Here is a 23,121-nt window from a genome sequence, read left to right on the forward strand (position 1 = left end):
TTGTATATGTAGAAAGGAGCACCTAATTAAAGTGCTCCTTAGGAGATTGATTATAAATGTCTGTTCATTAACTATTATTATGTTTATTTTATCAAATGGTGAAAAACTTGGACAAAAACTTCATTTTGCACACCAAAGCAGCTAGTTAATAAAACTAACTGCTCGTTGTACAAAAGAAACGCTATGCTTACAGGAATAGTTTGTAACTTTAAGTTGCAGAAATAGTATCAACAGGGTTAAAAATATTATTCGGAAATGAAAGGTAGCTAAACAAAAACTTTATTTTAAAGCTGCACTTCGGTGATGACTTTTGTATTATTTATCATTTTAGCCAAGAAGACTCCTTCCTCAAGGAGCGTGAAGGGTCACAGTCTAGTGAGTAGGTGGGAGATGAATTGGCTTCGAACAAGGGATGGCAGGAAGCCATCTTAATTGTTCGACATATAGAAAGTATTACTCCACTATCTATCGAATGTACGTTTGGTGTATAATAGTCATATACCGAAATGGAGGTGAATCAAATAATGATGAATAAAGCCTATAAGTTTCGTATCTATCCAAATCAAGCACAAGCAATTCTAATTAACAAAACGATTGGGTGTTCTCGTTTTGTATTCAATTATTTCTTATCCTTATGGGATCATGCATACAAAGAGACAGGAAAAGGCTTGACCTATGGTGCATGCTCTGCAAAACTACCTGCCATGAAGAAAGAGCTTGTTTGGCTAAAAGAAGTGGATAGTATTGCGATTCAGTCGTCCGTTCGCAACCTTGCGGATGCTTATATGCGCTTTTTTAAAAAACAAAACAGCGCACCGCGCTTTAAATCTAAGAAGAACAACGTACAATCTTATACCACAAAACAAACAAATGAAAACATTGCCGTTATAGGGAACAAAATAAAGTTGCCGAAACTAGGCCTTGTTCGATTTGCCAAAAGTCGTGAAGTAGAGGGACGTATTGTAAATGCTACAGTTAGACGGAACCCTTCTGGTAGATATTTTGTGTCATTGTTAGTGGAAACAGAAGTACAAGAACTTCCGAAAACACATTCTTACATTGGAATAGATGTAGGACTAAAAGATTTCGCTATTTTGTCAAATGGAACACACTATAAAAATCCGAAGTTTTTCCGAGCATTAGAAGATAAGTTAGCGAAAGCACAGCGTGTTCTTTCTAGAAGAATGAGAGGATCTTCTCGCTGGAATAAACAACGAGTAAAGGTAGCTAGAATTCATGAATACATATCAAATGCTAGAAAAGATTACCTGGACAAAATTTCAACCGAAATCATCAAAAACCACGATGTTATCGGTATAGAGGATTTGCAAGTATCGAATATGTTAAAGAATCATAAGTTAGCAAAAGCAATTAGTGAAGTATCATGGTCGCAATTTCGATCCATGTTAGAATACAAAGCAAAATGGTATGGCAAACAAGTCATTGTCGTATCGAAAACATTTGCTTCCAGCCAATTATGTTCTTGTTGTGGGTATCAAAATAAAGACGTTAAAGATCTAAACCTACGTGAATGGGACTGTCCTTCTTGTCGTACACACCATGATAGGGATATTAACGCAAGTATCAATCTTAAGAATGAAGCGATAAGGCTTCTAACCGCAAGGACTGCGGAGATAGCCTAATCAATTAGAGTTCGATAGAACTCTTTACTTAGGAATCCCCCCACTTCTAAACGAAGTGAAAGTGGGGGTAGTTCAAATAGCTATACAAATTGTTAATGATTAGTAGACATGTTACCTAGCAGGAATGTAATAGAATTAGACTTTAAAGAGCTTCTAAAAAGGATGAAAAGAAAGGGGAATCCAGTAATTCTCACTCTTTTTTCTTAAATGCTAAATATGAAACGGTTGTTTCCTTTTATCATGAATTTTACATTGGATTCGTTGGGGAAGATTAGGTAGATAAAGGATATGGGGGATGAATGGATAGATAAACAAAATGAAAGAGAATTGTAAGAATTACAGGGATTGTTAAGGGGTTATTAGGTAATAAATTTTAAAGTACTTAAGAGTGGGAAGATGTGTATCAATCGTTACTTAAAAAGTAAAAGATTAGTTATTAAATAGGGAGAAGTGTCTAAGTTACTTGTATAGATGAAATAAAGGAGCATATGAAATTAAAGCATAATGAAACATGTTGAAATAAATAGAAGGGGATCTTTAGGTAGGCTAAGCAAAGAAATAAGGCATACTGAGAAAGTGGCTATTGAATGCCAAGAAGTTAAAGTGTGAAAGGTAGCACTTATGTAAGAATATCTATTACTAATTTACTCTATAAAAAAAAGCAGCTGCACAAAAGTACAGCTAGTTTTCTTTACAAATTTATATGGCTTTAATGACGAATTGAGATTGAGGTATATATAGTAATTGAGCTGTTAAGGAAGTTGTTGTATTAGCAAAGGGGTATGCTTCCTTATAAAGAAAATTACTATACACTATTTCATTCATTTCATAGGTCGTACACAGTTTTTTTAGGATTTTTTGAGAAATTTTATTTGTACAAGCAGCAATAAAATCAAAATCTCTTTTACTTATTTCTTGAATGGCATGTGAAAGCAGGGTAGTGACTATACCACTTCCCATCCAATCTGGATGACAAGCGCCCATATCTAGATAGACCAATTTTTCTTTATCTAAATGAGAAAACTCAATAGATTCTGTCTCTAATGTATCTAAAAGGTGAAAAATAGGTTCCATTTGCGGGCATAGTTCAATCGCTTTCTCTGTATCTATTAGTGGCTGGGTTACTTTTTTGGTTAAAAGAACTCCAACAATTTGAAAATTTTCTATTGCTACAAATGACATAGCTTGAGATACAGCTTGTTTCATCATTTCTTCGCACATTTTGTGAAAAGAAGCAAAAGGAATTTGTAAATTGCTTACAAGAGGTTCATTATTCACAAAAGAATGTGCAAGTAAATGTGCTGCCTCTTTCACGTGGTGTGTATCTAGTAGCTCTATATTCATATGTTTTTCCTCTTTCCTGATATAGTTAATAGTAATTAAAAGGATTAAAAATTTTATTTCATTTAGTTAAGCTTAATTATTAAAGCGCTAACAAAAATGGTTATTAAACATATGAATGAATCTGTTTAGTAGCAATCGAAATATGTTTATAAAGAAATTCTACGATCTCATCTATACATTCAACAGTTGTATATGGAGAGATAGAAAAGAATTTTAATGTAGAAATCGGATTTCTATCATAACTGTTTATTACATCTACTACACAAGAACGAGTTGTATCACCAAAAAATACTTGATCGCGATTTTTTCCTAGGTAATTAAATAGTTCTATATTTAATCGGTTTGTATCCTCAATTTCTTCCTTTGTTGCAAGACCTATTCGTTCTTTTTCCCAATTTTCTTGGCCATCTCCATTCAGATAGAAACGGAAAGTTGTAATTGGTCCATATGTAAAATCATTTGTGATTGCAACTTGAGGCAGGGCCGTGCGCAACTTCTCTCTAAATAATAGATTTACACGAATATAATTTGCTAATAATTTTTGATATCCTTCAATTCCAAAGGCTAATAGATTGATATACATCGGAATAGCACTACCAGCTCGTGAACATTCTAAGGTATAGCCTGTATGATAACTCCCATATGATCTATTACCAAGATAAGGTGTATCATCTTGTTCAATGTCCATCAGTTGTAAATCAGTATGATTTTTTACGATTAAAATACTTGAAGCATAAGGTGTTTGTCCTAATTTATGAAAATCAAAACATACACTATCTGCAAGGGACATATATTGCATTTTATCTTGTACGTATTGTAAGGCATTTTTTACATTAGATTCAAATGAGAGTGGATTTTCTTCAAAACTATAATTATTAAAGAAACTATAGAATCCGCCCATTGCAGAATCAGCATGGATATAAATCGGTTTTAATTTATATTTTTTCTGTATTGCTTCAGCGCTCTCTTTAATTTTTCTTATATCATCAATAGTAAATGTGTCTGTTGATCCCATGGTAGCTAGAATATAAAGGGGGATACCGCCATTGTTAATAACTTGTATCATTTTAGCCTCTAAATCTTCTATATCCATAGAACTTGTATAAGGATCAGTTTTCACTTTTATTAAGTGATTTGACCCAATACCAGTTGCTTCAGCTGACTTTAATAAACTATAATGTGCATTTTCAGAAGCAAAGCAATATACATTTTGTGGAGCACCATGTTCTTTTGCCGATGGAAATTGTTTAGAAATTGCTAAACGTAAGCTCGAAAATACACAACCTTGTCCACCCCATGTGGTATATCCACCGCTATTATGTGGATTATAACCTATCAGTTTTGAAAGCATGGATACCACTTTCACTTCTGCTTCTGCTGCCCCTGGACCATATACATCCCAAACGCCATTACCATTTAAAAGGGCCATGGTGATTACCCCTAATAGTGAAGGTATACTTGGTAGTGGTACAGCGTTAGACAAGTAATATTTATTTGGATACGGATGACCATTCATAAATTGGTTTAGCTCTTCTATAACCTCAGACATAGTAATTCCAGCTAGTGGAATATAACTTTGGTGAATTAAGTCATTGTAGTATCCTTCTGATTTTTCCTCACATTTACCTAAAGTAGCTCGCTCTTCATTTTTTAATTGGTCAAGATTTTTAATTATTTTCTGCATAGATTCTAATAAAAGTTGTTGTTTTTCTTCATTTCCGTCAACGCTCGGAAATAGTTTTAAAATATCTTGCATGCAGTCACTTCTCCTTGTGAAAAACTGGATTTTTATTTTACTTGGTTAAACATAAGGGTATAATAATTTGTAATTGCCCTTTTGAATACTTAGAAATGAGGAGCTATTTAGAAAAAAATGTAATTCCATAGAAGATTATATGAATTATGGAATTTAAAGTAAAGAAAAATTTTTTGATTTATTTTAAAAAAAGTAATTGTGAGATAATGAAGTTTCTAAAAATATTTCTGAATTAATTGTTTATTCGGTTTGCATGTTGCCTTAGCATGTATTCAATTAATGTAGTAGATATTTTAATATAATGTAGAACTATTATAAGGTAGTTGAATATAAGAGCTCAACTACCTTATAAACTGTAGATATTGTTGGGAAAAGAGAAAAAATAAGGTGTAAGTGTTAAAGATATGTTCTAGTGGAGAAGAAGTAATGGTATGGATTTGGTAGCTAAATCAGTTTGATTTTTATGGGAGAATAACGAGCTGATCAAAGCTTTTTAATGAATTCAATTTCATTATCTAATAATAATGGACGAGTTAAGTGGGAAGAGTTTTCTTCAACCTGGGTAGAATTTTTTGCACCAGGAATAGCAACTGAAACTGCTGGATGACTTAAAACATAACGTAAGGCGACTTGCGCTAAACTTCTATTTGATCGTACAAGTGAACGTAATTTTTCTACTTTGTTTAAGCTATCTTTAAACCACTTTTCTTTTGGCCAATCTTTTCTTAAATCATCGTCTGGAAATTGAGTTTCATGATTAAATTTCCCAGTTAAAATTCCCATCTTAAGTGGACCTCTTATCACAGCACCTAAATTATGTTTTTCAATATAAGGAAGGATGTCTTTTTCAGGTTCTTTATTCAAAATACTATAATCGAATTGTACGACATCTAAATCATTATCTTGATTAAAATGTTTTATATAATCTAAATCATTAGTAGAAACACCAACGGCTCTCACTTTGCCAGATTTTTTTAAGGTTTGGAAAGCTTGTAGAAAGGCTTCTGTTTCTTCATGTTTATCCCACCAAATATGACAAAAGTACACATCTATATAATCCGTTTTAAGCCGCAGTAAACTAGCCTCAAACGCATCAATGATCTTTTGAGGATCTCCATAAATAGCTGGTTGATTTGGGTCATAATGATGACCAATTAATCCACCTTTTGTAGAAAGAATGATATCCTGCCTGCGATTATTTATAGCTTTTGCAACGAGTGTTTCACTATGACCTAATCCATAAACATCAGCAGTGTCAATAAAATTGACCCCTAGGTCAATTGCTTTCTCAATTGCATCAAGTGATTCATTATCTTTTACTGCTCCCCATTCATCTCCACCAATCGCCCATGAACCGAATCCTATCTCTGAAACTATTAACCCGGTGTTACCTAATAATCTATATTCCATTATGTACGGACTCCTCCTTTACAGTTTATGTTATTAGAAGTATATATAGTGACCAGTTGGAATATTCTTGAATTTATTTTTGGAGTATAAATTAGACTATTTCCTTTAATAAAATATGTAAGATTACTGTATAAAAAGAAATTAGAATTATTAGTGAAATGGTTTTTTATGCTTAAATTGAATAAAAGTATGAACTGTTACAGTATAAATATGAGTTTTATTCATAATTTTAATAACTATGCAATAAGCGAAATAAATGTTGAATTTAGTCGGAAAATATAGATTTACAAATTGCAGAATATGTACATATAGTTGTAACTGTAAATATTATCCGTTTTTAAATATTTATAAAAGGAGAAATTCATATGAAGGAAATACAAAAGAAATATGAAATTGTAGAAGAATTGGATGCAACGGTAGGCCAAGAAGCATTATGGATAGCTCATCAAATGGAAATAGAAAAAGGAATGAACAATGAACCGATTATAATAAAGTTAAAAGGAAAACTTCAAATAGAGGTCTTGAAGAAAGCGCTTACCGTAATAGTGCAATCACATCCGGCGCTACGTACAATATTTAAGAAGAGGGATGAAAAAATAAAGCAATTAATTCAAAAGAATGTAGAATTTGATATACCAATTAAAGATTTAATTGCTTTTAAAAACACAGAACAAAAATCTATTTTAAAAAATTTCTTAGAATCTATAGTGAATGAGAAATTTAGTTTAGAAGAGGGACCTTTGTTTAAATTCCACATCATTAAATTCAGTGAAGATACATTTATTTTACATTTAATGTTTCATCACATTATTTACGATGGATGGAGTTTAGGAGTTTTCATCCGACAATTATCCAATACGTATGGTGAATTACTTCAAGGGAAGACGAATGTAGAATTTGAATCTCCTTATCAGAACCTCGTAAAGTATGAGGAGAGTTTTATTGATAGTGCAATATATAAAGAGGGATTATCTTATTGGAAAGATTATTTACAAGGTGACTTAACTCCTACAGAGTTTCCTATTGATTTTAATAAAATGAATGAAAAAAGATATACAGATAAAAATATAAGTAAGAATATTAATTCAGATATATTTTATCAAATACAATGTTTTGCTAAAAAAAATAATATAAGTATTTATCGAGTAATGTTAAGTACTTATTGTACCTTGCTTCATCAAATGACAAATGCTGAAGAGATAATTGTTGGTATTCCAATTAATACTAGACCACATACAGAAGAACGAAATACTTTTGGCTATTTTGTAAATACAGTACCTATACGTATAACAATAGAAAAGGGAGAAACATTTAAGGGAATACTTAATAAAGTGAATAAATCTATTCATCTAGCTATTACGTATAAACATAATCCATACTCACATATAGTAAAAGATTTAAATCTAAATACAAATACAAATCATAATATGGTATATTCCACAGCATTTAATACGATGAAGATACCGGAATTAAAAATTCCTGATATTGAGTCAACAGTTTTAACAGATTGTAAAAGAGTAAATCCTTTTAATATGACTTGGAGAATAATGCGATATGAAGGGGAAACAGAGAATAAAATTGAGGTTGACTATAACTCAGCATTATATAAACCAGAGAGTATTAGTGATTTAGTCGAAAGGTATATATATTTGTTACAAAAATTAATGAAGAATGTGAATGAACCTATTCATTCATTGGATTTGCTTTTAGAAAAAGATCATCGTCTATACAAAGAGATGAACTCAAATGTTCTTACATATCCTAATTTAAAAACATTAGATCAATTAATCGATCTACAAGCATTAAAATCGCCAAATCAAATAGCGATTTCAATGGGTGACAAATCCATTACCTATTATGAATTACAGCAAAGGTCCAATCAAATTGCGAATTATTTACGTGAAAATGATTTGAAAAAGGGACAACGTGTAAGTATTACAATGGAGAGAGAGATTGATACCATTGTATGGATTCTAGGTATCCTAAAATCAGGGGGAGTTTATGTACCAATTGATCCAAAGTTTCCTGAAAAAAGAATAGAATACATCTTAAAAGATAGCGAAAGTCAAATGATTATTACGAAGAAAGAGTACAGGGGATTGGTTGAAAGTTTTGCGATTCATACAATTTATCTAGAAGATTTTCATTACGCTAATTCTAAAGAAAATATTGCGCCTACACATACCATAGAAGATGCAGCTTATATTATCTACACGTCAGGTTCAACAGGTTTGCCAAAAGGAGTCGTTGTACCACATAAAGGCGTAGTTAATTTATCATATTCAGTAATCAATACATTTCATTTAGGAAAAGAAGATGTATTTTTACAATTTGCAACGATCATTTTTGACGCCTCCATTATGGAAATATTTCCGATTTTGCTATGTGGAGGAAGAATGCATTTAATTTCTGAAATCGAAAAACGTTCAGCAGAGGAATTTATAAATGTAAGTCAAAAGAATGGTATTACAAATGTGGTTTTACCAACTGCATTTTTTAAATTAATAGCTGATATGCCAAAAGAAATGTTACTTAAATTAAATTCTGTAAAACGTTTATTTGTAGGAGGGGAAACCTTACCTGCAGAATCAGTTCGTAAATGGCAAAGTAAACTAGGGTTAAAGATTCCAGTTCTTAATGCATATGGTCCTACTGAAACTACTGTATGTGCAACCATGTATGAAGTAAATGGTGAGATACAAAAAGAAATTTCTAATATTCCAATAGGTAAACCAATTGCTAATAGTGAAGTTTTCGTGGTAAGTCCGTTCAATACATTATGTCCGTCAGGTGTAGTAGGTGAGTTATTTATTGGCGGTGATGGAGTTGCCAACGGATATTTAAATCAAAAGGAAAAAACAGAAGAGTCGTTTATTTCTTTTGATAAATCCTATAATCAGGATAAAAAGATGTATCGTACTGGGGATTTAGTCCGTCTTTTACCAAATGGAAATTTAGAATTTATCGGAAGGAAAGATAATCAAGTAAAAATACGTGGGTATCGAATTGAGCTGGATGAAATCGAAGGAACATTATTTAAACATCCAGAGGTGAGAGATGCTGTAGTATTCACTTATCAAAACGACAAAATCGTTAGTTTTTATTTATCTAAAGACAATACAGAACTAAAACAAGAGGCATTAAAAACATTCTTAAGTGAAAGTTTACCAGATTTTATGATGCCAAATTATATATTTCACCTTGAAAGTTTTCCTGTATCACCAAGCGGGAAACTAGATAGAAAAAAATTAGAATTACAAATCCCATCTTTACTTGAAAACATGCAGAAGCAATATGTTCCACCGATAAGTGAAACAGAAAAAAGATTGGCAAAAACATGGGCAGAGATTTTAAATTTAGGGAAATATAGAATCGGCAGAGATGATGACTTTTTTAAACTTGGGGGACATTCATTAATTGCTGTGCAAGTGTTAAATCAAATTCAAAAAGAGTTTCATCTAAAAATTGAAATTAGAGATATTTTTGAGCATACAACGATTGCTAGTCTATCTGCTTACATCGATAAATTAATGGCAGTAAATCATGATAGGGAAGAACAGGAGATGCAAGTATTAAAAGTTGCAGATAAGGAAAGTTATCAGTTATCAAGTGCTCAAAAAAGAATCTGGTTTTTAAATAAGTATAACGCCATTAATAGAGTATATGATACACCACTACACATATATATTGAGCCGAGTTTAAATAAGGATATTTTACAAGACACCATAAGATTTTTAGTTGAACGACACGAGATGCTACGAACAGTGTTTATTGAAAGAAATGGAGAGCCTAGACAAGTCATTTTAAACTCAATAGCGATTGATCTGATTCACGATGAGATTGAACATATGTCTAAAAAAGAACAACAAGAATATATACGTACAACAATAAATCAAACGGATCATACACCATTTGATTTAGAAAAGGGCCCTCTTTTTAGGATTAGAATTTTTAATCTGAATAAGAAAAAGTCTTATTTATATATTAATTTACATCACATTATTACAGATGAGTGGAGTGTAAGGAATTTATTAGATGAATTAATGAAGGTATATATTGCCTTTGCTAAACGTAGAAATCCTGAGTTGCCAACTATTTCTAATCGATATGTAGATTATGCAGAGTGGGAACAGGCGCAGTTAAATTTAGGTCGATGGGATACAGAAAAATCTTATTGGATGGCCGAACTTGCAGCACCTCTTCCTATATTAAATCTTCCTTTAGATTTTAGTAGGAATCGTCAAAGTACAAATAAAGGTACAGTATTTGAAATGAAGTTAGATAATGAAATGAAAGAGTCTTTGAAACAAGTATGTGAACAAGAGAATGTTTCTATGTATATGCTGTTTTTGGCAGCGTATATTCAATTGTTACATTATCTAACGGATCAAAAAGATATTATTGTAGGTACACCGGTTGTTGGAAGGAATCATCAAGAATTTGAAAAAATACAAGGTTTTTTTGTAAATACCTTAGCGGTTAGAACACAATTGAATGATGTGAAAAATTTAACACAGCTATTACAAGTAGTGAGAGAGAAATGTTTGAATTCATTCCAAAACCAATCGTACCCATTTGATAAAGTAATTGAACAAATAAATCCTGATAGAAGCTTTGGAAATAACCCGATTTTTTCTACTATGTTTAGTTATCAGAAAGATATTCTGCAGCAACATGATGCATACAAGCTTCAGTTGTTACCTAATAAACAAGATATTAGTAAGTTTGACATTTCTTTAGCTGTTGAAGAAGGATTGGATTATGTAGGGGTTTCATTTGAGTATGATATTAATCTTTTCAAGGAAGAGTCAATTAATAGGTTTACTCAAAATTTACTTAATATACTGGACGCCTTTATTCATCGACGAACAGTGGCATATGAAAATCTTTCATTTCTATCACAGGAAGAAGAATCTTTATATAAAAACGTAAATCATACAGAAAGACCATATCCTTATTTTCAAAATATACAAGAGCAATTCTATATGCAAGTAGATAGACAACCCGATCGGATTGCTATAGTGACTGCAAAGGAATCTTTAACATATAGACAATTAAATATGAGCTCTAATCAAGTAGCTCAACATTTACTCGAAAAAGGTATAAAAAGAGGTGATAAGGTAGCCATATTTTTAGATAGAAGTATGAATAGTATCGTTTCTATGCTTGGAATATTAAAAGCCGGTGCTGCCTATATACCAATCGATGTAAAATACCCTGAGGATAGAATAAATTATATAGTTCGTGACAGTGAGGCATGTAGAATTATAACGAGTAACAAATTTAAAAGTCATTTGAATGTAAGTGATTATAAGGTTTCAATAATAGAGGATATATATCGTACGACTATAAATGATGATGTAAAAATTTTAAATAAACCAGATGACTTGGCATATGTAATTTATACTTCAGGCTCAACAGGAAAACCAAAAGGTACATTATTAACGCATAAAGGAGTATTAAATTTAGTTGAATGGAGAAATGAAGTGTTTCAGATCTCTCCAAATGATAAAGTAACACAGTTTTATTCCCATAGTTTTGATTCTTCAGTATCAGAAATTTTTTCTACCTTGTTAAATGGGGCAGAACTATATCTATTAAGTGATGAACAGCGCTATTCAACTGTCGCATATGCTCAAGCCATTCAAAAAACTCAAGCAACTATTTCTGACTTACCAACAGTATTTTTCAATGAATTATCGACTTCATTAACTAAACTGGATAGCGAAAAGATACGTTCTTTAAGATTTATAATAATGGGAGGGGAGGCTGCATCAACAAATGCTATTAGAAGTTGGCAAAATACTTTTAAAAACCAAGTACAGCTGGTAAATGAGTATGGCCCTACTGAAGCAACCGTTTCAGCAATGTATTATTTCATACCAGTCTTAGAAGATGAAAATAATCTTTTAGGAAGCATACCGATAGGTATTCCAATTTCTAATACAAAGGTTCATATATTGAATTCATATATGCAACATTGTCCGGTAGGGGGCATTGGTGAATTATATATTGAAAGTTTAGGATTGGCCCAAGGGTATTGGAAGCAGGAAGAGAAAACAAAACAGGCATTTATTTCAAACCCATTTTCAGAAGACAATAGCAAAAGATTATACCGAACTGGTGATTTAGCAAGATGGTTACCAAATGGAAATATAGAATTTATGGGAAGAAAAGATAAGCAGGTTAAAATTAGAGGGCATAGAATTGAGTTAGGGGAAATAGAAGATGCAATGTTACAACTTGATGGGATAAGTCAGGCTGTGGTAACACAAACGAAAGATGGAATGTTACTGCAAGCTTATTATAAAACAGTGGACGGTATAGGGATAGAGAAAAATAAGTTAGCTTTACATTTATCAAATGTATTGCCAGAATATATGATCCCTAAATATTACTCTCATGTGCTAGAAATACCAATAACGGCGAATGGGAAAATTGATTTTGAAAAACTACCAGAAATAGAGTTTGATCATGAGCAAAAGGATGAGTGTATACTTAAGCCTCAAACTAAAGTACAAAAAAACATTGCAAAGGTATGGTCTGAAGTTCTAAACGTAAAATCTATAGGTTTAAAAGATGATTTCTTTAATTTGGGTGGACATTCTTTAAAAGTTATGCCGGCATTAGTCAAATTAAAACCGTTATATCCTAACTTGAAAATTCAAGATTTCTTTAAGTATAGAACCATAGAAAAATTAGCCTCTCATATTGAAGAGATGGAAGATATGTCGTTCAAGAAAGAGAAAAATATGAATGTAGCATGTAGGGAAAATGAAACGAAAACGACTCCTGTTTATGAAACAACTAAATTAGAAGAATGTGAGTTAGATATGGTGAATTATCCAAAAGCAGTTTTCCTTACAGGGGCAACAGGATATTTAGGAGCACATATTTTAGAACGATTATTACAGTTACCATCTACGACTATTTACTGTTTAGTAAGAAAAAATGAAGATCAAGTAATTGGTGCAAAGTTAAAAGAAAGAATGGAGTTTTATTTCGGTAAAGAAATTCTCCAAAAGTTGAAGGTGAGAGTAGAGTTAATTGAAGGAGATTTATCTCAGATGAATCTAGGTCTAGATTTAAAGCAGCTGGACCATTTAAAGAATAAGGTAGAGTCAATCATACATTGTGGTGGAGAAGTTAGACACTATGGAGAACGTGAGCATTTTCAAAAGGTAAATGTTCAGTCTACAAAATACTTATTGGAATTAGCTAAGAACACAAATGCACGTTTTCATTATATATCGACTTTAAGTGTAGTAGGTCAGGCTGAAAGCGATCCAAAAGAATTTGAATTTTTTGAGTCTAATTTTGATAGAGGACAAAATTTAGATAATCTGTACCTAGAAAGTAAGTTTCAAGGCGAGAAAATGGTCAGAGAAGCAATGGAAAAAGAAGTTCGTGCCACAATATACCGTGTAGGGAATTTAGTGGGTAACTCTAAAACAGGTAAATTTCAATACAATATTAATGAAAACGCATTTTATAGATTATTAAAAGGGATATGCCTATCTAGCATAGCTCCTGACGTCAATACGTATGTAGATTTAACGCCTGTAGACTATGGAAGTTTAGCTATTACTGAATTATCTTATAAGGCCAATACAGTAAATAAAACCATGCATATTTGTAATCCAATTCAGCTAAAATGGGAACAATTTATTAATAGTTTACAAGCTTTTGGATACGATATCCTGTTAATGAAACAAGAAAAATATATAGAGAAGTTTTTTAATACGAATTTAACTACTGATGAACAGAAAGCTTTAGAGCTCATAATGCCTTTATTAGAATCTGTAGAAGAGCTATCAGTAGCTATACCATCTTGTTTATACACGCAAGGATATTTGAAGAACATACATTGTTTAGAGCCAAATCAAGAGTATATTAATTTGTTATTAAATTATGCTATGAGTATAGAGTATTTACCATTAATTAAAGAACCAATACTGTTGTAGTATAATTTATCGATTTTGAACAAAAAAGAACCTGTTTTCCATTGAGAACAGGTTCTTTTTCTGGAAAGAGATCTACTTAGTGGTACGGAATAGATTTCTTTTCAATAGGGTTGGGAACGCACTATTGAAAATATGAATATACAATTTAGGATTTACGAAAGAAGAAATTCTTGCAATCCTCCATTCTTCATTAGAAAAGAAAAGGAAGGAAAACGAATGACAGAGTTATTAAAAATTGAAAATCTGTGGAAGAAATATAACTTAAAAACAGTGCTTCAAGATTTAAGTGCAACAATTTCTGAAGGGAAAATTATTGGTCTTGTTGGTGATAATGGTAGCGGAAAAACGACATTATTAAAAATGATTGCTGGTTTGCGTTATCCTTCTAAAGGAACTATCACAATTGAAGGTCAGAAGGTAGGAATAGAAACAAAGAAAACTGTTTCATTTATGCCTGATAGTCCTGTTTTTGACGAGTGGATGACGATAAAAGATGCTGTAGTTTTCTATCGGGATTTTTATAGTGACTTTGATTTTCATCAGGCAATGGACTTAATAGCTGAGTTTAAAATGCCATTAGAAGAGCATATAGTTGCTTTATCAAAAGGTGGAGTGGAAAAATTACAACTTATCTTAACTTTCTCCAGGAAAGCAAAGTTATATATATTAGATGAGCCATTGGGTGGAATTGATCTTGTTTCTAGAAAACATGTACTAGATTTAATTCTTAAATTTTACCGAGAAGATTGTACCATTCTCATTTCAACTCATTTAATAGAAGAAATCGAAAATATATTTGATGAAGTAATCTTTTTAAAAGACGGAACTATTATATTACATGAAAACGTAGAGGAAATTCGTTTTCATCACGGGAAAGCAGTACATGAGTTGTTTAGGGAGGTGTTTGAGCAATGAACCCACTTTTTCTCTATTTATATAAGTGCAATAGAAAAAAAATAGCAGTCTTTTATTCTGGTTTTATTATTATTTCTTTACTTCTTTTATTTAGTACGATAGGACTCTCAAGGGTACTACCTCCGTTTATAAAGGATTTAGTATTACTCATATACCTAATAATAATTGGTATAGCTGCATTTTTACTTCTTCTAATAGCGCTGCCTTCTTTCAATAAAATATTAAAAAATTCTATGATTCGTTATACAGCCATCCCAACCCAAAAATATATATATACGAATTTATTATTTTTTACATTAATGTTTATTATTTTATTAGGTATAGGCTTAATTTTTTCATATTATTTTTCACAAAGTCTTTATGATGGAAAAGTAATTGGTTATAATCCGAGTCTTTATGGTGGGGAAGTAACCGGAGAATTTCGACAAGAATATCACAAGTTGTATAGTTACGGAATCTTCCAACACATATTTGCTTTTCTTTTATGGGGAATCGATTTCATAAGTATCCTTATTTCTTGTTATTTTATCATAGCCATTATAAGGCTGTTTCCAGTGAAGTCATGGATGAGTAAAATAATTTTATTCATCATTTTCGTTGCTATCTTTTCAACAATACAAACAATAGTAATGAATGTGTTAAGTAAATTAGAGAAATATGCAGTTACTATTAAAAGTTCTGGGTTCATGGATAAGAATGATTTTTTTGATACATCATTTTACCCTATTGAAGATTTCACTATTTTGGGGCTATGTTTTACTTGCTTGTTAATAATTGTACTCGTAGCGATTACAGGTCGCATTATCAATAAGAAATTAGAGATATAAAAAATCACTTTATAAGTAAAAGATATTTTGGGAGGAAAGCATGAGAACATCTAATCCAATGTTAAAAAAAGACAAATTTCATGAAGAGAAGACAAGCGCTTCTACGATGACAATAGGTGGAACGATAGGAAAAACATTCATTTTGCTTATCTTACTTCTTGCAGCATCTGTCTATTCCTACGTACAGATGACACAAGAGACAATGAAAATACCCGTGTTAATTGGAATTATAATAGTTACTCTAATTGTCGCTTTTGTGGTTATATTCGTTCCGCGCATATCCCCAATTTGCGCACCGATTTACGCAATATTACAAGGGGTTTTATTAGGAAGTATTTCAGCATATTATACAATGCGCTTTGGTGATTCTATCGCTTTAACTGCCGTATTACTAACAATTTCGATTTTATTTTCCATGTTAGTGTTATACGCAACTCGAATAGTAAAAGTAACTAAAAAGTTTCGTGCGGTTGTAACGGTTGCAACACTTGGAATTTTTATTATGTATTTTATTGTTTTCTTATTGAGCATCTTAGGGGTGACTGTTCCATATATTCATCAAGGTGGGACAATTAGTATTATCATAAGTGCAATTGTAATTGTTGTTGCTGCATTAGATTTATTACTAGATTTTGATTCAATTGAACATGGTACTCATAGTGGAGCACCAAAGTATATGGAATGGTACAGCGCAGTAGGACTTATGATGACATTAGTATGGTTATACCTAGAGATCCTTCGTCTGGTTTCTTACATTATGAAAAACAAAGACTAGAAAAAATCCTGCATGGTTCAAACATGCAGGATTTTTTGTATTTCGCAGTATCAATCAGATCACGTTAGTCAGTGGAGAATGTATGAAGATGCTTTACAACAACTTCAACTCATACCTATAACCTTTCAGCCGCTCTTTTCTATAATCTTCTTTCGACCATTATAAACAAATTAATAGTAAAAAACTTTTCCCCCTTAGCTTACAGGAAATCGGCTTTTTCTATGTAAAAAATTGCTTAGCGTACGAAATTCGCGTTTTGTTGGTGCTACCCCATGCCCATCAAGTTAAGATTTTAAAGTACCCCCATAACGAAATTTTTATCTCTCTACAGTTGTTTATGTGAATTAAGCTCGTGTTTTGCGTTTTGGGGGATAATTAGTTTTTTAACTTGATGGCGATGTGTCTGTACCCCTAATTTAAGATGATGTCGTACTTCCTCTTCAATCAGATTCGACTATACTTATTCTAACTTTCTACCTGTTAATAAACTTTACAACTGAACCCTAATTTGCAAGCTGGCGGAACAAATCGAAATATCATGCTTTCCCATCAAATAACAAACAGCAACAGTACTTTAAATTTAATTCTTAGGATATCGCTCTTTTACAAGTTCTTCGATGTTAATAGCTTTTTTAATTTCTTCTGATGATAACCAAGGTGTATATCTTGTTCCATTCTTAGTTTGTAAATATATCTGAAATTTTTTATTATATAGTTCTTCTTTAAGGATTGAGGTTACCTTGATTAAATCTTTAATTACAAGGGGATTATTTTCAAATTCATTACTACCGGTATTAATAATTAAATTCACCTTATATCCTCGGATATCCATATATTCCAAATTCGCATAAGTAATACCTTGTAATTCAAAACGATTGTTTTGAATTGCAATTAATCTCTCTTCTATTTTTGTATGATTTTTAATCCAATTTTCCAAATAAATGTCTATGGTATTGTTCATCGTTTTTTTCATTGTTAATAACAGCTCTTCTTTTGTTATCATTTTTTGCACATTTTTAAAAGGTCCACCTAAAGATTTTCCATTATAATCCTTAATTTCAAGTTCTGTTATCTTTTTATTATTTTTCTGGATGAGTTGAAATAGAGTATATAAACGATCTAATTCTACTGATTCAAATTGGCTAAAATCAATCTCGTTACTCATCTGCAAAGTTAATAATAATTCATTAGTTGGTTTTCCTTCATCTGATCTTCTATCCTCTGACAAATATTGAAGAGTGTTATCAGTTTTAGTTTCCACGTACCCTAACTTTTTTATTTCTTCTAGAGTTGGTTGGAATTTCTGATATGCCTCATATGTTTTTTTTCCATATTTGTATTCATCACTTTTTATGGATGAATAGAAGAGACCATCTACCTCTACTCGAAATTGAATATTTTTATTATTCTTTACTTGCACAGTATGGTATGCATGTCCCATATTATTTTCATTTAAAGGGCTCATATGTGTTACAACAACATCGATTCCGTGTTTTTCTTTTATATATTTTTGTACCTCATCTTCATTAACTTGATTACAACCACTTAAAAATATGAAACATACTACTAGCAATATTACATTTTTCATGCTTTTCATATAAGCACTCCCTACGTAAGATTAATTCTTGAATATGCAGCACACTGCAAAGCACTCTTTCCTTAGTCGTATACTTCAACTTTTATATAGTGTGAATCTTAAATCATTTAAGTTCTTGACGTTCCCATCTATACTGCTTGGAACATTACTGTCTTAAAATATATAACTTATTTATTTCAAGGTCTTTCTCAGTTCTAAAAGCATATGGTTCATTGGGCAAATATCTAAATTGTACATTCATACCATGAGACCTATTTTACTATAAAATAACGAAAAAATACGCTATTCTTTCTGTAGAATCATAGGAAAGGATGGGGTTTTTTATGTCTGTTTCTGTGTCTAACGAATTACAACTATTTGCTCAAGAGATTCAAAGCTTTTTATCTCCAAATATCTTGCGAGATCTTGCTAGAGATGTTGGTTTTGTACAACGAACCAGTAAATACCAAGAAAAAGATTTAGTCGCTTTATGTGTATGGATGAGCCAAAATGTCGCTACGACTTCTTTAACTCAGTTATCTAGCTGCTTGGAAGCATCAACAGAAGTGCTCATCAGTCCTGAGGGGCTGAATCAACGATTTAATCAAGCGGCTGTCCAATTTTTACAACACCTATTAGCTGAACTACTAACCCAAAAACTGGCCTCATCTATTCCGATTTCTTCTCCATACAATTCTGTTTTCAAGCGTATTCGTATTTTAGATTCAACCGCATTTCAACTCCCAGATCCCTTTACATTCGTTTATCCAGGTGCAGGAGGATGCAGCCATACAGCTGGGATAAAAATTCAACTTGAGTATGATTTGTTAAGTGGACAGTTCCTACATATTCATACTGGTCCAGGTAAACAACATGATCGAACCTACGGTTCTCTGTGTGTCCCAAATGTGTCAGCGAATGATTTATGTATCCGAGATTTAGGTTATTTTCATTTGAAAGATCTTCAACATATACAAGATAAAAAGGCTTATTATATCTCACGTATCAAATCGAATACACGTATTTATCAAAAGAACCCTAACCCTGATTATTTTCAAGATGGCAGAATCAAGAAAAGTACAGAGTATATCCAGATAGATATGGAGGTTTTAATGAACTCTCTTCAACCAGGACAAACATGTGAAATATCCAACGCTTATGTAGGAATGACTGATAAAGTCCCAACTCGTGTGATTGTTCATCGACTAACAAAAGAACAACAACAAAAACGATTACAAGATCAAGCTGTAAGAGAAAAAAAGAAAGGAATGAAGTATTCTCCTCGTAGTAAACGACTCAGTGGTATCAATGTATATATGACAAACACCCCTACAGATATTGTCCCGATGGGACAGGTACATGACTGGTATTCTTTGCGTTGGCAAATCGAAATTTTATTTAAAACGTGGAAGTCATTCTTTCAAATTCATCATTGTAAAAAGATAAAATCAGAACGATTGGAGTGCCATTTATATGGTCAATTGATTGCCATTCTACTCTGTTCTTCTATCATGTTTCAAATGCGCCAATTGCTCCTCATGAAGAAAAAACGAGAGCTTAGTGAGTATAAAGCCATATATATGATTAAAGACTATTTTCTTCTTCTATTCCAAACTATACAAAAAAACACCCAAGAGCTATCAAGGGTGTTACTTCGCCTGTTCAACCTCCTACAGCAAAACGGGCGGAAATCTCATCGATATGAGAAAAAAACGGTCTTTGATATATTAGGTGTCGTTTACAATTGTACCCTGTCTGATAATCAAGCCGCTTAATTCAAAAAAGTGAAACCCGTTAGGGTTTATTTCGTATGCAAATCTTTCAATCACCTACACTTGCCCTTTAGAAAAAAGAAACAATCTCGTCTAAAATTGATTTTGCATAAGCTTAGCTTGATAGCGATGTGGTGCTACCCCATGCCCATCAACTTAAGAAAGGTAAATACCCCCAAAAAGAAAAAATGAGTTGAATTCTCAAAATAACTAATTGAAGAGAAAGAGAATTTTCATTTAGTGTGTACTTCAAAACCTTAGCTTGATGGTGATGTGGTGCTACCCTACATCCACCAACTTAAGAAGAATAAACGCCACCAAAACAAAAAAAGCCCCAAATTTTTCTCGAAAATAAGGTGGGGCTTTTGAACCAGAAAAGTATATTTTTAACTATGAAAACTACGGTAAATTTTTCCTTTTTCCTACTTACTAAATTCAGCAAGTAAAATATTTTTAAAAGGATTAGGACTGTCAGCTCTACCCAAACTGTTCCAATTGACGACCAACGTATGCTTGCCTCCAAGTGTACCTCCAACAAGAGTAGTAAACCCTAGAATGCCACCTGTGTGTCCCCATATCGAGACACCGTTCGGAAGCTTAGTTTCATAGATTCCAAGACCATATCCATCGATTCCTTCTCTTCCTGTAGGAACTGTAGTAAGCATTTGTTTTAGTTGTTGTTCTTTCAGTAATTTGCCACCGAGCAAGTAAGTGAAGAATTTGTTTAAGTCGTCAGCAGTAGAAATCATATCTCCAGCAGAGCTACCTGCACTTGGGTTATAATAAGTAACGTCTTTTAGCTCACTTGCTCTGTCTGGTTGGTCATATCCACGGGCATGGTTGGTGCCTGGAATAACACTTGAATTCCCAGGTAGGAATGTATTCGACAATTCAAGTGGCTCAATAATCCGATTTTCAATCTCTTCCGCATAGCTGTTTTTGGTTACTTTTTCAATAAGCATACCCAGTAATACGTATCCTGTGTTTGAATAAGACCAGCCCTTTCCTGGTTCAAAGTCTGGGGGTAGAGAAATCCCCATCTTCACTAACTCTTCAGCCGTATACGATTTTTTTGTATCCGTAAAATCAGCGTCTTTTGACCTTGAGTATTCAGCGATACCACTTGTATGGTTCAATATATGCCGGATAGTAATCTTGTTACCATCATATCCATTTCCTTGAACGACACCAGGTAACCATTTTTCGATGTAGTCGTCTAGCTTCAGGCGATTCTCTCCCACTAATTGAAGTACAACTGTTGCGGTGAACGTCTTCGTCACACTCCCAATGCGAAAGCGAAAATCTGTTTTCATCGGTTTCTTGGTTCTCAGATCCGCTATTCCAGCGGCATACCCCCACGTTTTTCCACCCTCAGAAGTTTTAGCAAGTATCCCCGGGTATCCAAGTTGCAATGTATCCCGCATTGCTTGCTTGACGGAATTACGATCTCGTTGAGTATTTGTTTGTAACGAACTAGATACATTTTGCGTGGGCTCTGCTTTTACAATTGAGGTTGGTGTTGTATATAACAGGGAACTTCCAGCTATTAAAAGGGCCAGACTTGCACATGTAATTTGACTACGTATTTTCATAAGGCATTCCTCTCCTCTATTCATATTGTATAAGTGTTTGCCTACTGTTCCTTACTTCCTGACAAGACTTAGGGAAAGGCCCTCACGCATATAGATAAAGCCCCAGTACAAAGGTATCTATCAATACCAACAATTTGAGCCATTTAAATCTCCATCCCTCCTATAACAAAATTATTCAAAGGTATGAAAGCATATTATGTACCCTTAGTTATTGTTAGGATTAACACAACATGAGACATAACCCCAACCCATATTTTACTTTATTTATCCATAATATGTATTGAGAAAGAATGTAATTTCGAATCCTTTCCGTAACCCAACTATTGATCGTTTTTTCACCTATTATAATTAGTTATTTAGAATTTCATAATAAAAAACTGTAAAAAGAATAACGAGTCCCTTAACGTACAGGAAGCGGTTGAAAAATATGTCTATATGTCGCTTGTAAATAAAGTCACGATGTTTTTAAAAAAGATGCGATGTTTTGAATAAAGTCGCGACGTTTATAAAAAAATTGTGATGTTTTTATAGTGAATAGAAGATCTGTACTGAAAGGCGGATTAAGGAATCGTTGAATAGCAATAAAGTTCCTGCACTAAAGGACCATATTGTGGAATAAGAGGAAAGGTCTCAATCTCAATTTTTATAGACATTTGGATGCGCATACTGATAGAATAAGCAGAAATATAATAGAGGTGGAATGGAATTGAGAAAAAGATTAGGGTGCTTACACGCCCATTATTCAAATATAGAATATATAGAAAACGCATTTTCCCTATTTAACATTGAATTAATACATTTTGTTGACCCAGCTTTAATGTATCGAGTTACATTAAATGAAAATTTTCAAGAATCAGATGCTCAATTTAAAGTTAAAGAGCAAATAGAATGGATTGCCCAATGTAATGTTGATGCTATCCTTATTACTTGCACAAACTATATTGCAATTTTACAGGAAGACCAACTCTCAATTTCAGTGCCAATTATTAAAATTGATGAACCATTCTTTGATTACCTCTGCAATATACAGCAGCCTCAGACCATTCTTTTTACAAATCCTGCAACTGTTGAAGGTACGGTAGAACGCCTTAAACATCATGCTAATAATCATCAAAAATCTTTAGATTTAGAGGTTATTGTTATAAATAGTACTTTTGAATTGATAATGCAAGGACTAAAAGAAGAATACGACCAAGAAATTGCAAAGTTCTTAAATCAAATCATTAAAGATACAAAGAAAGTTATCTCCGTTGCTCAATTATCTATGGTTGATGCATCTCAGCAAGTTGAGTATAAAACATCTAAGACTATTATTAATCCGTTAATTACATTAGTATCTTACATTGTTAATCAATTAAAATTAGAAAAGAAAAATCAGTGATAGACTGATGTGCCCTTCTTCAGCCAAAGGGCGCATTAATTGAGTAAGGATCGCAAAAATTATCAAACTTTTTCTATTTGCATCTTTTATCAGGGTTTATTAAGTTAATTTAATCCAACTTTATTCCAAGGCTACACTATACGCACAATTTTCTTTTTTTGATATG

At 32.5% G+C, this 23,121-nt stretch carries 12 protein-coding genes and 1 pseudogene; 8 read left to right on the forward strand and 5 right to left on the reverse strand.

Annotated elements, in window-relative coordinates:
- Positions 1-524 precede the first annotated feature (524 nt).
- A complete protein-coding gene (tnpB, locus tag MKY21_RS30100) occupies positions 525-1,643 on the forward strand; it encodes an IS200/IS605 family element RNA-guided endonuclease TnpB (protein WP_341078421.1) in 1,119 nt (372 codons plus the stop codon).
- Positions 1,644-2,342: 699 nt separating this feature from the next.
- Here tnpB and MKY21_RS30105 read toward each other — a convergent pair.
- From MKY21_RS30105 to MKY21_RS30115, 3 genes are all read right to left on the reverse strand, one after another.
- Positions 2,343-2,987 (reverse strand): hypothetical protein, encoded by a 645-nt coding sequence (locus tag MKY21_RS30105; protein ID WP_076775557.1) that lies wholly within the window; start codon positions 2,985-2,987, stop codon positions 2,343-2,345.
- Positions 2,988-3,090: 103 nt separating this feature from the next.
- Entirely contained in the window at positions 3,091-4,743 is a 1,653-nt protein-coding gene (locus MKY21_RS30110; protein WP_341078423.1) for a pyridoxal phosphate-dependent decarboxylase family protein, read from the reverse strand.
- Between the two features lie 483 nt (positions 4,744-5,226).
- Positions 5,227-6,153, reverse strand: a complete 927-nt coding sequence (locus MKY21_RS30115; protein ID WP_000456655.1) for an aldo/keto reductase — start codon at positions 6,151-6,153, stop codon at positions 5,227-5,229.
- 365 nt (positions 6,154-6,518) lie between these two features.
- Between MKY21_RS30115 and MKY21_RS30120 the strand changes: the two genes are divergently transcribed.
- From MKY21_RS30120 to MKY21_RS30140, 5 genes and pseudogenes are all read left to right on the forward strand, one after another.
- Entirely contained in the window at positions 6,519-14,117 is a 7,599-nt protein-coding gene (locus tag MKY21_RS30120; RefSeq protein ID WP_341078427.1) for a non-ribosomal peptide synthetase, read from the forward strand.
- 142 nt (positions 14,118-14,259) lie between these two features.
- Positions 14,260-14,337 (forward strand): annotated as a pseudogene (locus MKY21_RS30125) (GntR family transcriptional regulator); the annotation flags it as partial.
- Complete coding sequence (locus tag MKY21_RS30130) at positions 14,334-15,032, forward strand: ABC transporter ATP-binding protein (RefSeq protein ID WP_341078431.1); 699 nt, start codon at positions 14,334-14,336, stop codon at positions 15,030-15,032. The pseudogene MKY21_RS30125 and the gene MKY21_RS30130, both read left to right, overlap by 4 nt.
- Complete coding sequence (locus MKY21_RS30135; RefSeq protein ID WP_098472695.1) at positions 15,029-15,859, forward strand: ABC transporter permease; 831 nt, start codon at positions 15,029-15,031, stop codon at positions 15,857-15,859. The genes MKY21_RS30130 and MKY21_RS30135 overlap by 4 nt, the downstream gene beginning before the upstream one ends.
- A 40-nt stretch (positions 15,860-15,899) precedes the next feature.
- On the forward strand, positions 15,900-16,634 hold the full coding sequence (locus tag MKY21_RS30140) for a Bax inhibitor-1/YccA family protein (protein WP_098294311.1): 735 nt from the start codon (positions 15,900-15,902) through the stop codon (positions 16,632-16,634).
- A gap of 580 nt (positions 16,635-17,214) precedes the next feature.
- On the opposite strand, the gene MKY21_RS30145 is transcribed toward MKY21_RS30140, so the two are convergent.
- Positions 17,215-18,231, reverse strand: a complete 1,017-nt coding sequence (locus MKY21_RS30145) for a hypothetical protein (protein WP_341078433.1) — start codon at positions 18,229-18,231, stop codon at positions 17,215-17,217.
- A gap of 323 nt (positions 18,232-18,554) precedes the next feature.
- On the opposite strand from MKY21_RS30145, the gene MKY21_RS30150 reads away from it, so the two are divergent.
- Positions 18,555-19,985: an IS4 family transposase gene (locus MKY21_RS30150; RefSeq protein ID WP_070183592.1), complete on the forward strand. Its 1,431-nt coding sequence runs from the start codon at positions 18,555-18,557 to the stop codon at positions 19,983-19,985.
- A gap of 419 nt (positions 19,986-20,404) precedes the next feature.
- On the opposite strand, the gene MKY21_RS30155 is transcribed toward MKY21_RS30150, so the two are convergent.
- On the reverse strand, positions 20,405-21,574 hold the full coding sequence (locus MKY21_RS30155; RefSeq protein ID WP_341078437.1) for a serine hydrolase domain-containing protein: 1,170 nt from the start codon (positions 21,572-21,574) through the stop codon (positions 20,405-20,407).
- A gap of 700 nt (positions 21,575-22,274) precedes the next feature.
- Here MKY21_RS30155 and MKY21_RS30160 point away from each other — a divergent pair.
- Positions 22,275-22,955 (forward strand): hypothetical protein, encoded by a 681-nt coding sequence (locus MKY21_RS30160; protein ID WP_002001615.1) that lies wholly within the window; start codon positions 22,275-22,277, stop codon positions 22,953-22,955.
- Positions 22,956-23,121: the final 166 nt, after the last annotated feature.

This window comes from Bacillus sp. FSL R9-9497 (assembly GCF_038005805.1).
Lineage (GTDB): Bacteria > Bacillota > Bacilli > Bacillales > Bacillaceae_G > Bacillus_A > Bacillus_A cereus.

Excerpts from the sequence above, each read along its gene's own strand:
- tnpB (WP_341078421.1), top strand. The coding sequence starts at position 525 with ATGATGAATAAAGCCTATAAGTTTCGTATCTATCCAAATCAAGCACAA.
- MKY21_RS30105 (WP_076775557.1), bottom strand. The coding sequence starts at position 2,987 with ATGAATATAGAGCTACTAGATACACACCACGTGAAAGAGGCAGCACAT.
- MKY21_RS30110 (WP_341078423.1), bottom strand. The coding sequence starts at position 4,743 with ATGCAAGATATTTTAAAACTATTTCCGAGCGTTGACGGAAATGAAGAA.
- MKY21_RS30115 (WP_000456655.1), bottom strand. The coding sequence starts at position 6,153 with ATGGAATATAGATTATTAGGTAACACCGGGTTAATAGTTTCAGAGATA.
- MKY21_RS30120 (WP_341078427.1), top strand. The coding sequence starts at position 6,519 with ATGAAGGAAATACAAAAGAAATATGAAATTGTAGAAGAATTGGATGCA.
- MKY21_RS30130 (WP_341078431.1), top strand. The coding sequence starts at position 14,334 with ATGACAGAGTTATTAAAAATTGAAAATCTGTGGAAGAAATATAACTTA.
- MKY21_RS30135 (WP_098472695.1), top strand. The coding sequence starts at position 15,029 with ATGAACCCACTTTTTCTCTATTTATATAAGTGCAATAGAAAAAAAATA.
- MKY21_RS30140 (WP_098294311.1), top strand. The coding sequence starts at position 15,900 with ATGAGAACATCTAATCCAATGTTAAAAAAAGACAAATTTCATGAAGAG.
- MKY21_RS30145 (WP_341078433.1), bottom strand. The coding sequence starts at position 18,231 with ATGAAAAGCATGAAAAATGTAATATTGCTAGTAGTATGTTTCATATTT.
- MKY21_RS30150 (WP_070183592.1), top strand. The coding sequence starts at position 18,555 with ATGTCTGTTTCTGTGTCTAACGAATTACAACTATTTGCTCAAGAGATT.
- MKY21_RS30155 (WP_341078437.1), bottom strand. The coding sequence starts at position 21,574 with ATGAAAATACGTAGTCAAATTACATGTGCAAGTCTGGCCCTTTTAATA.
- MKY21_RS30160 (WP_002001615.1), top strand. The coding sequence starts at position 22,275 with ATGGAATTGAGAAAAAGATTAGGGTGCTTACACGCCCATTATTCAAAT.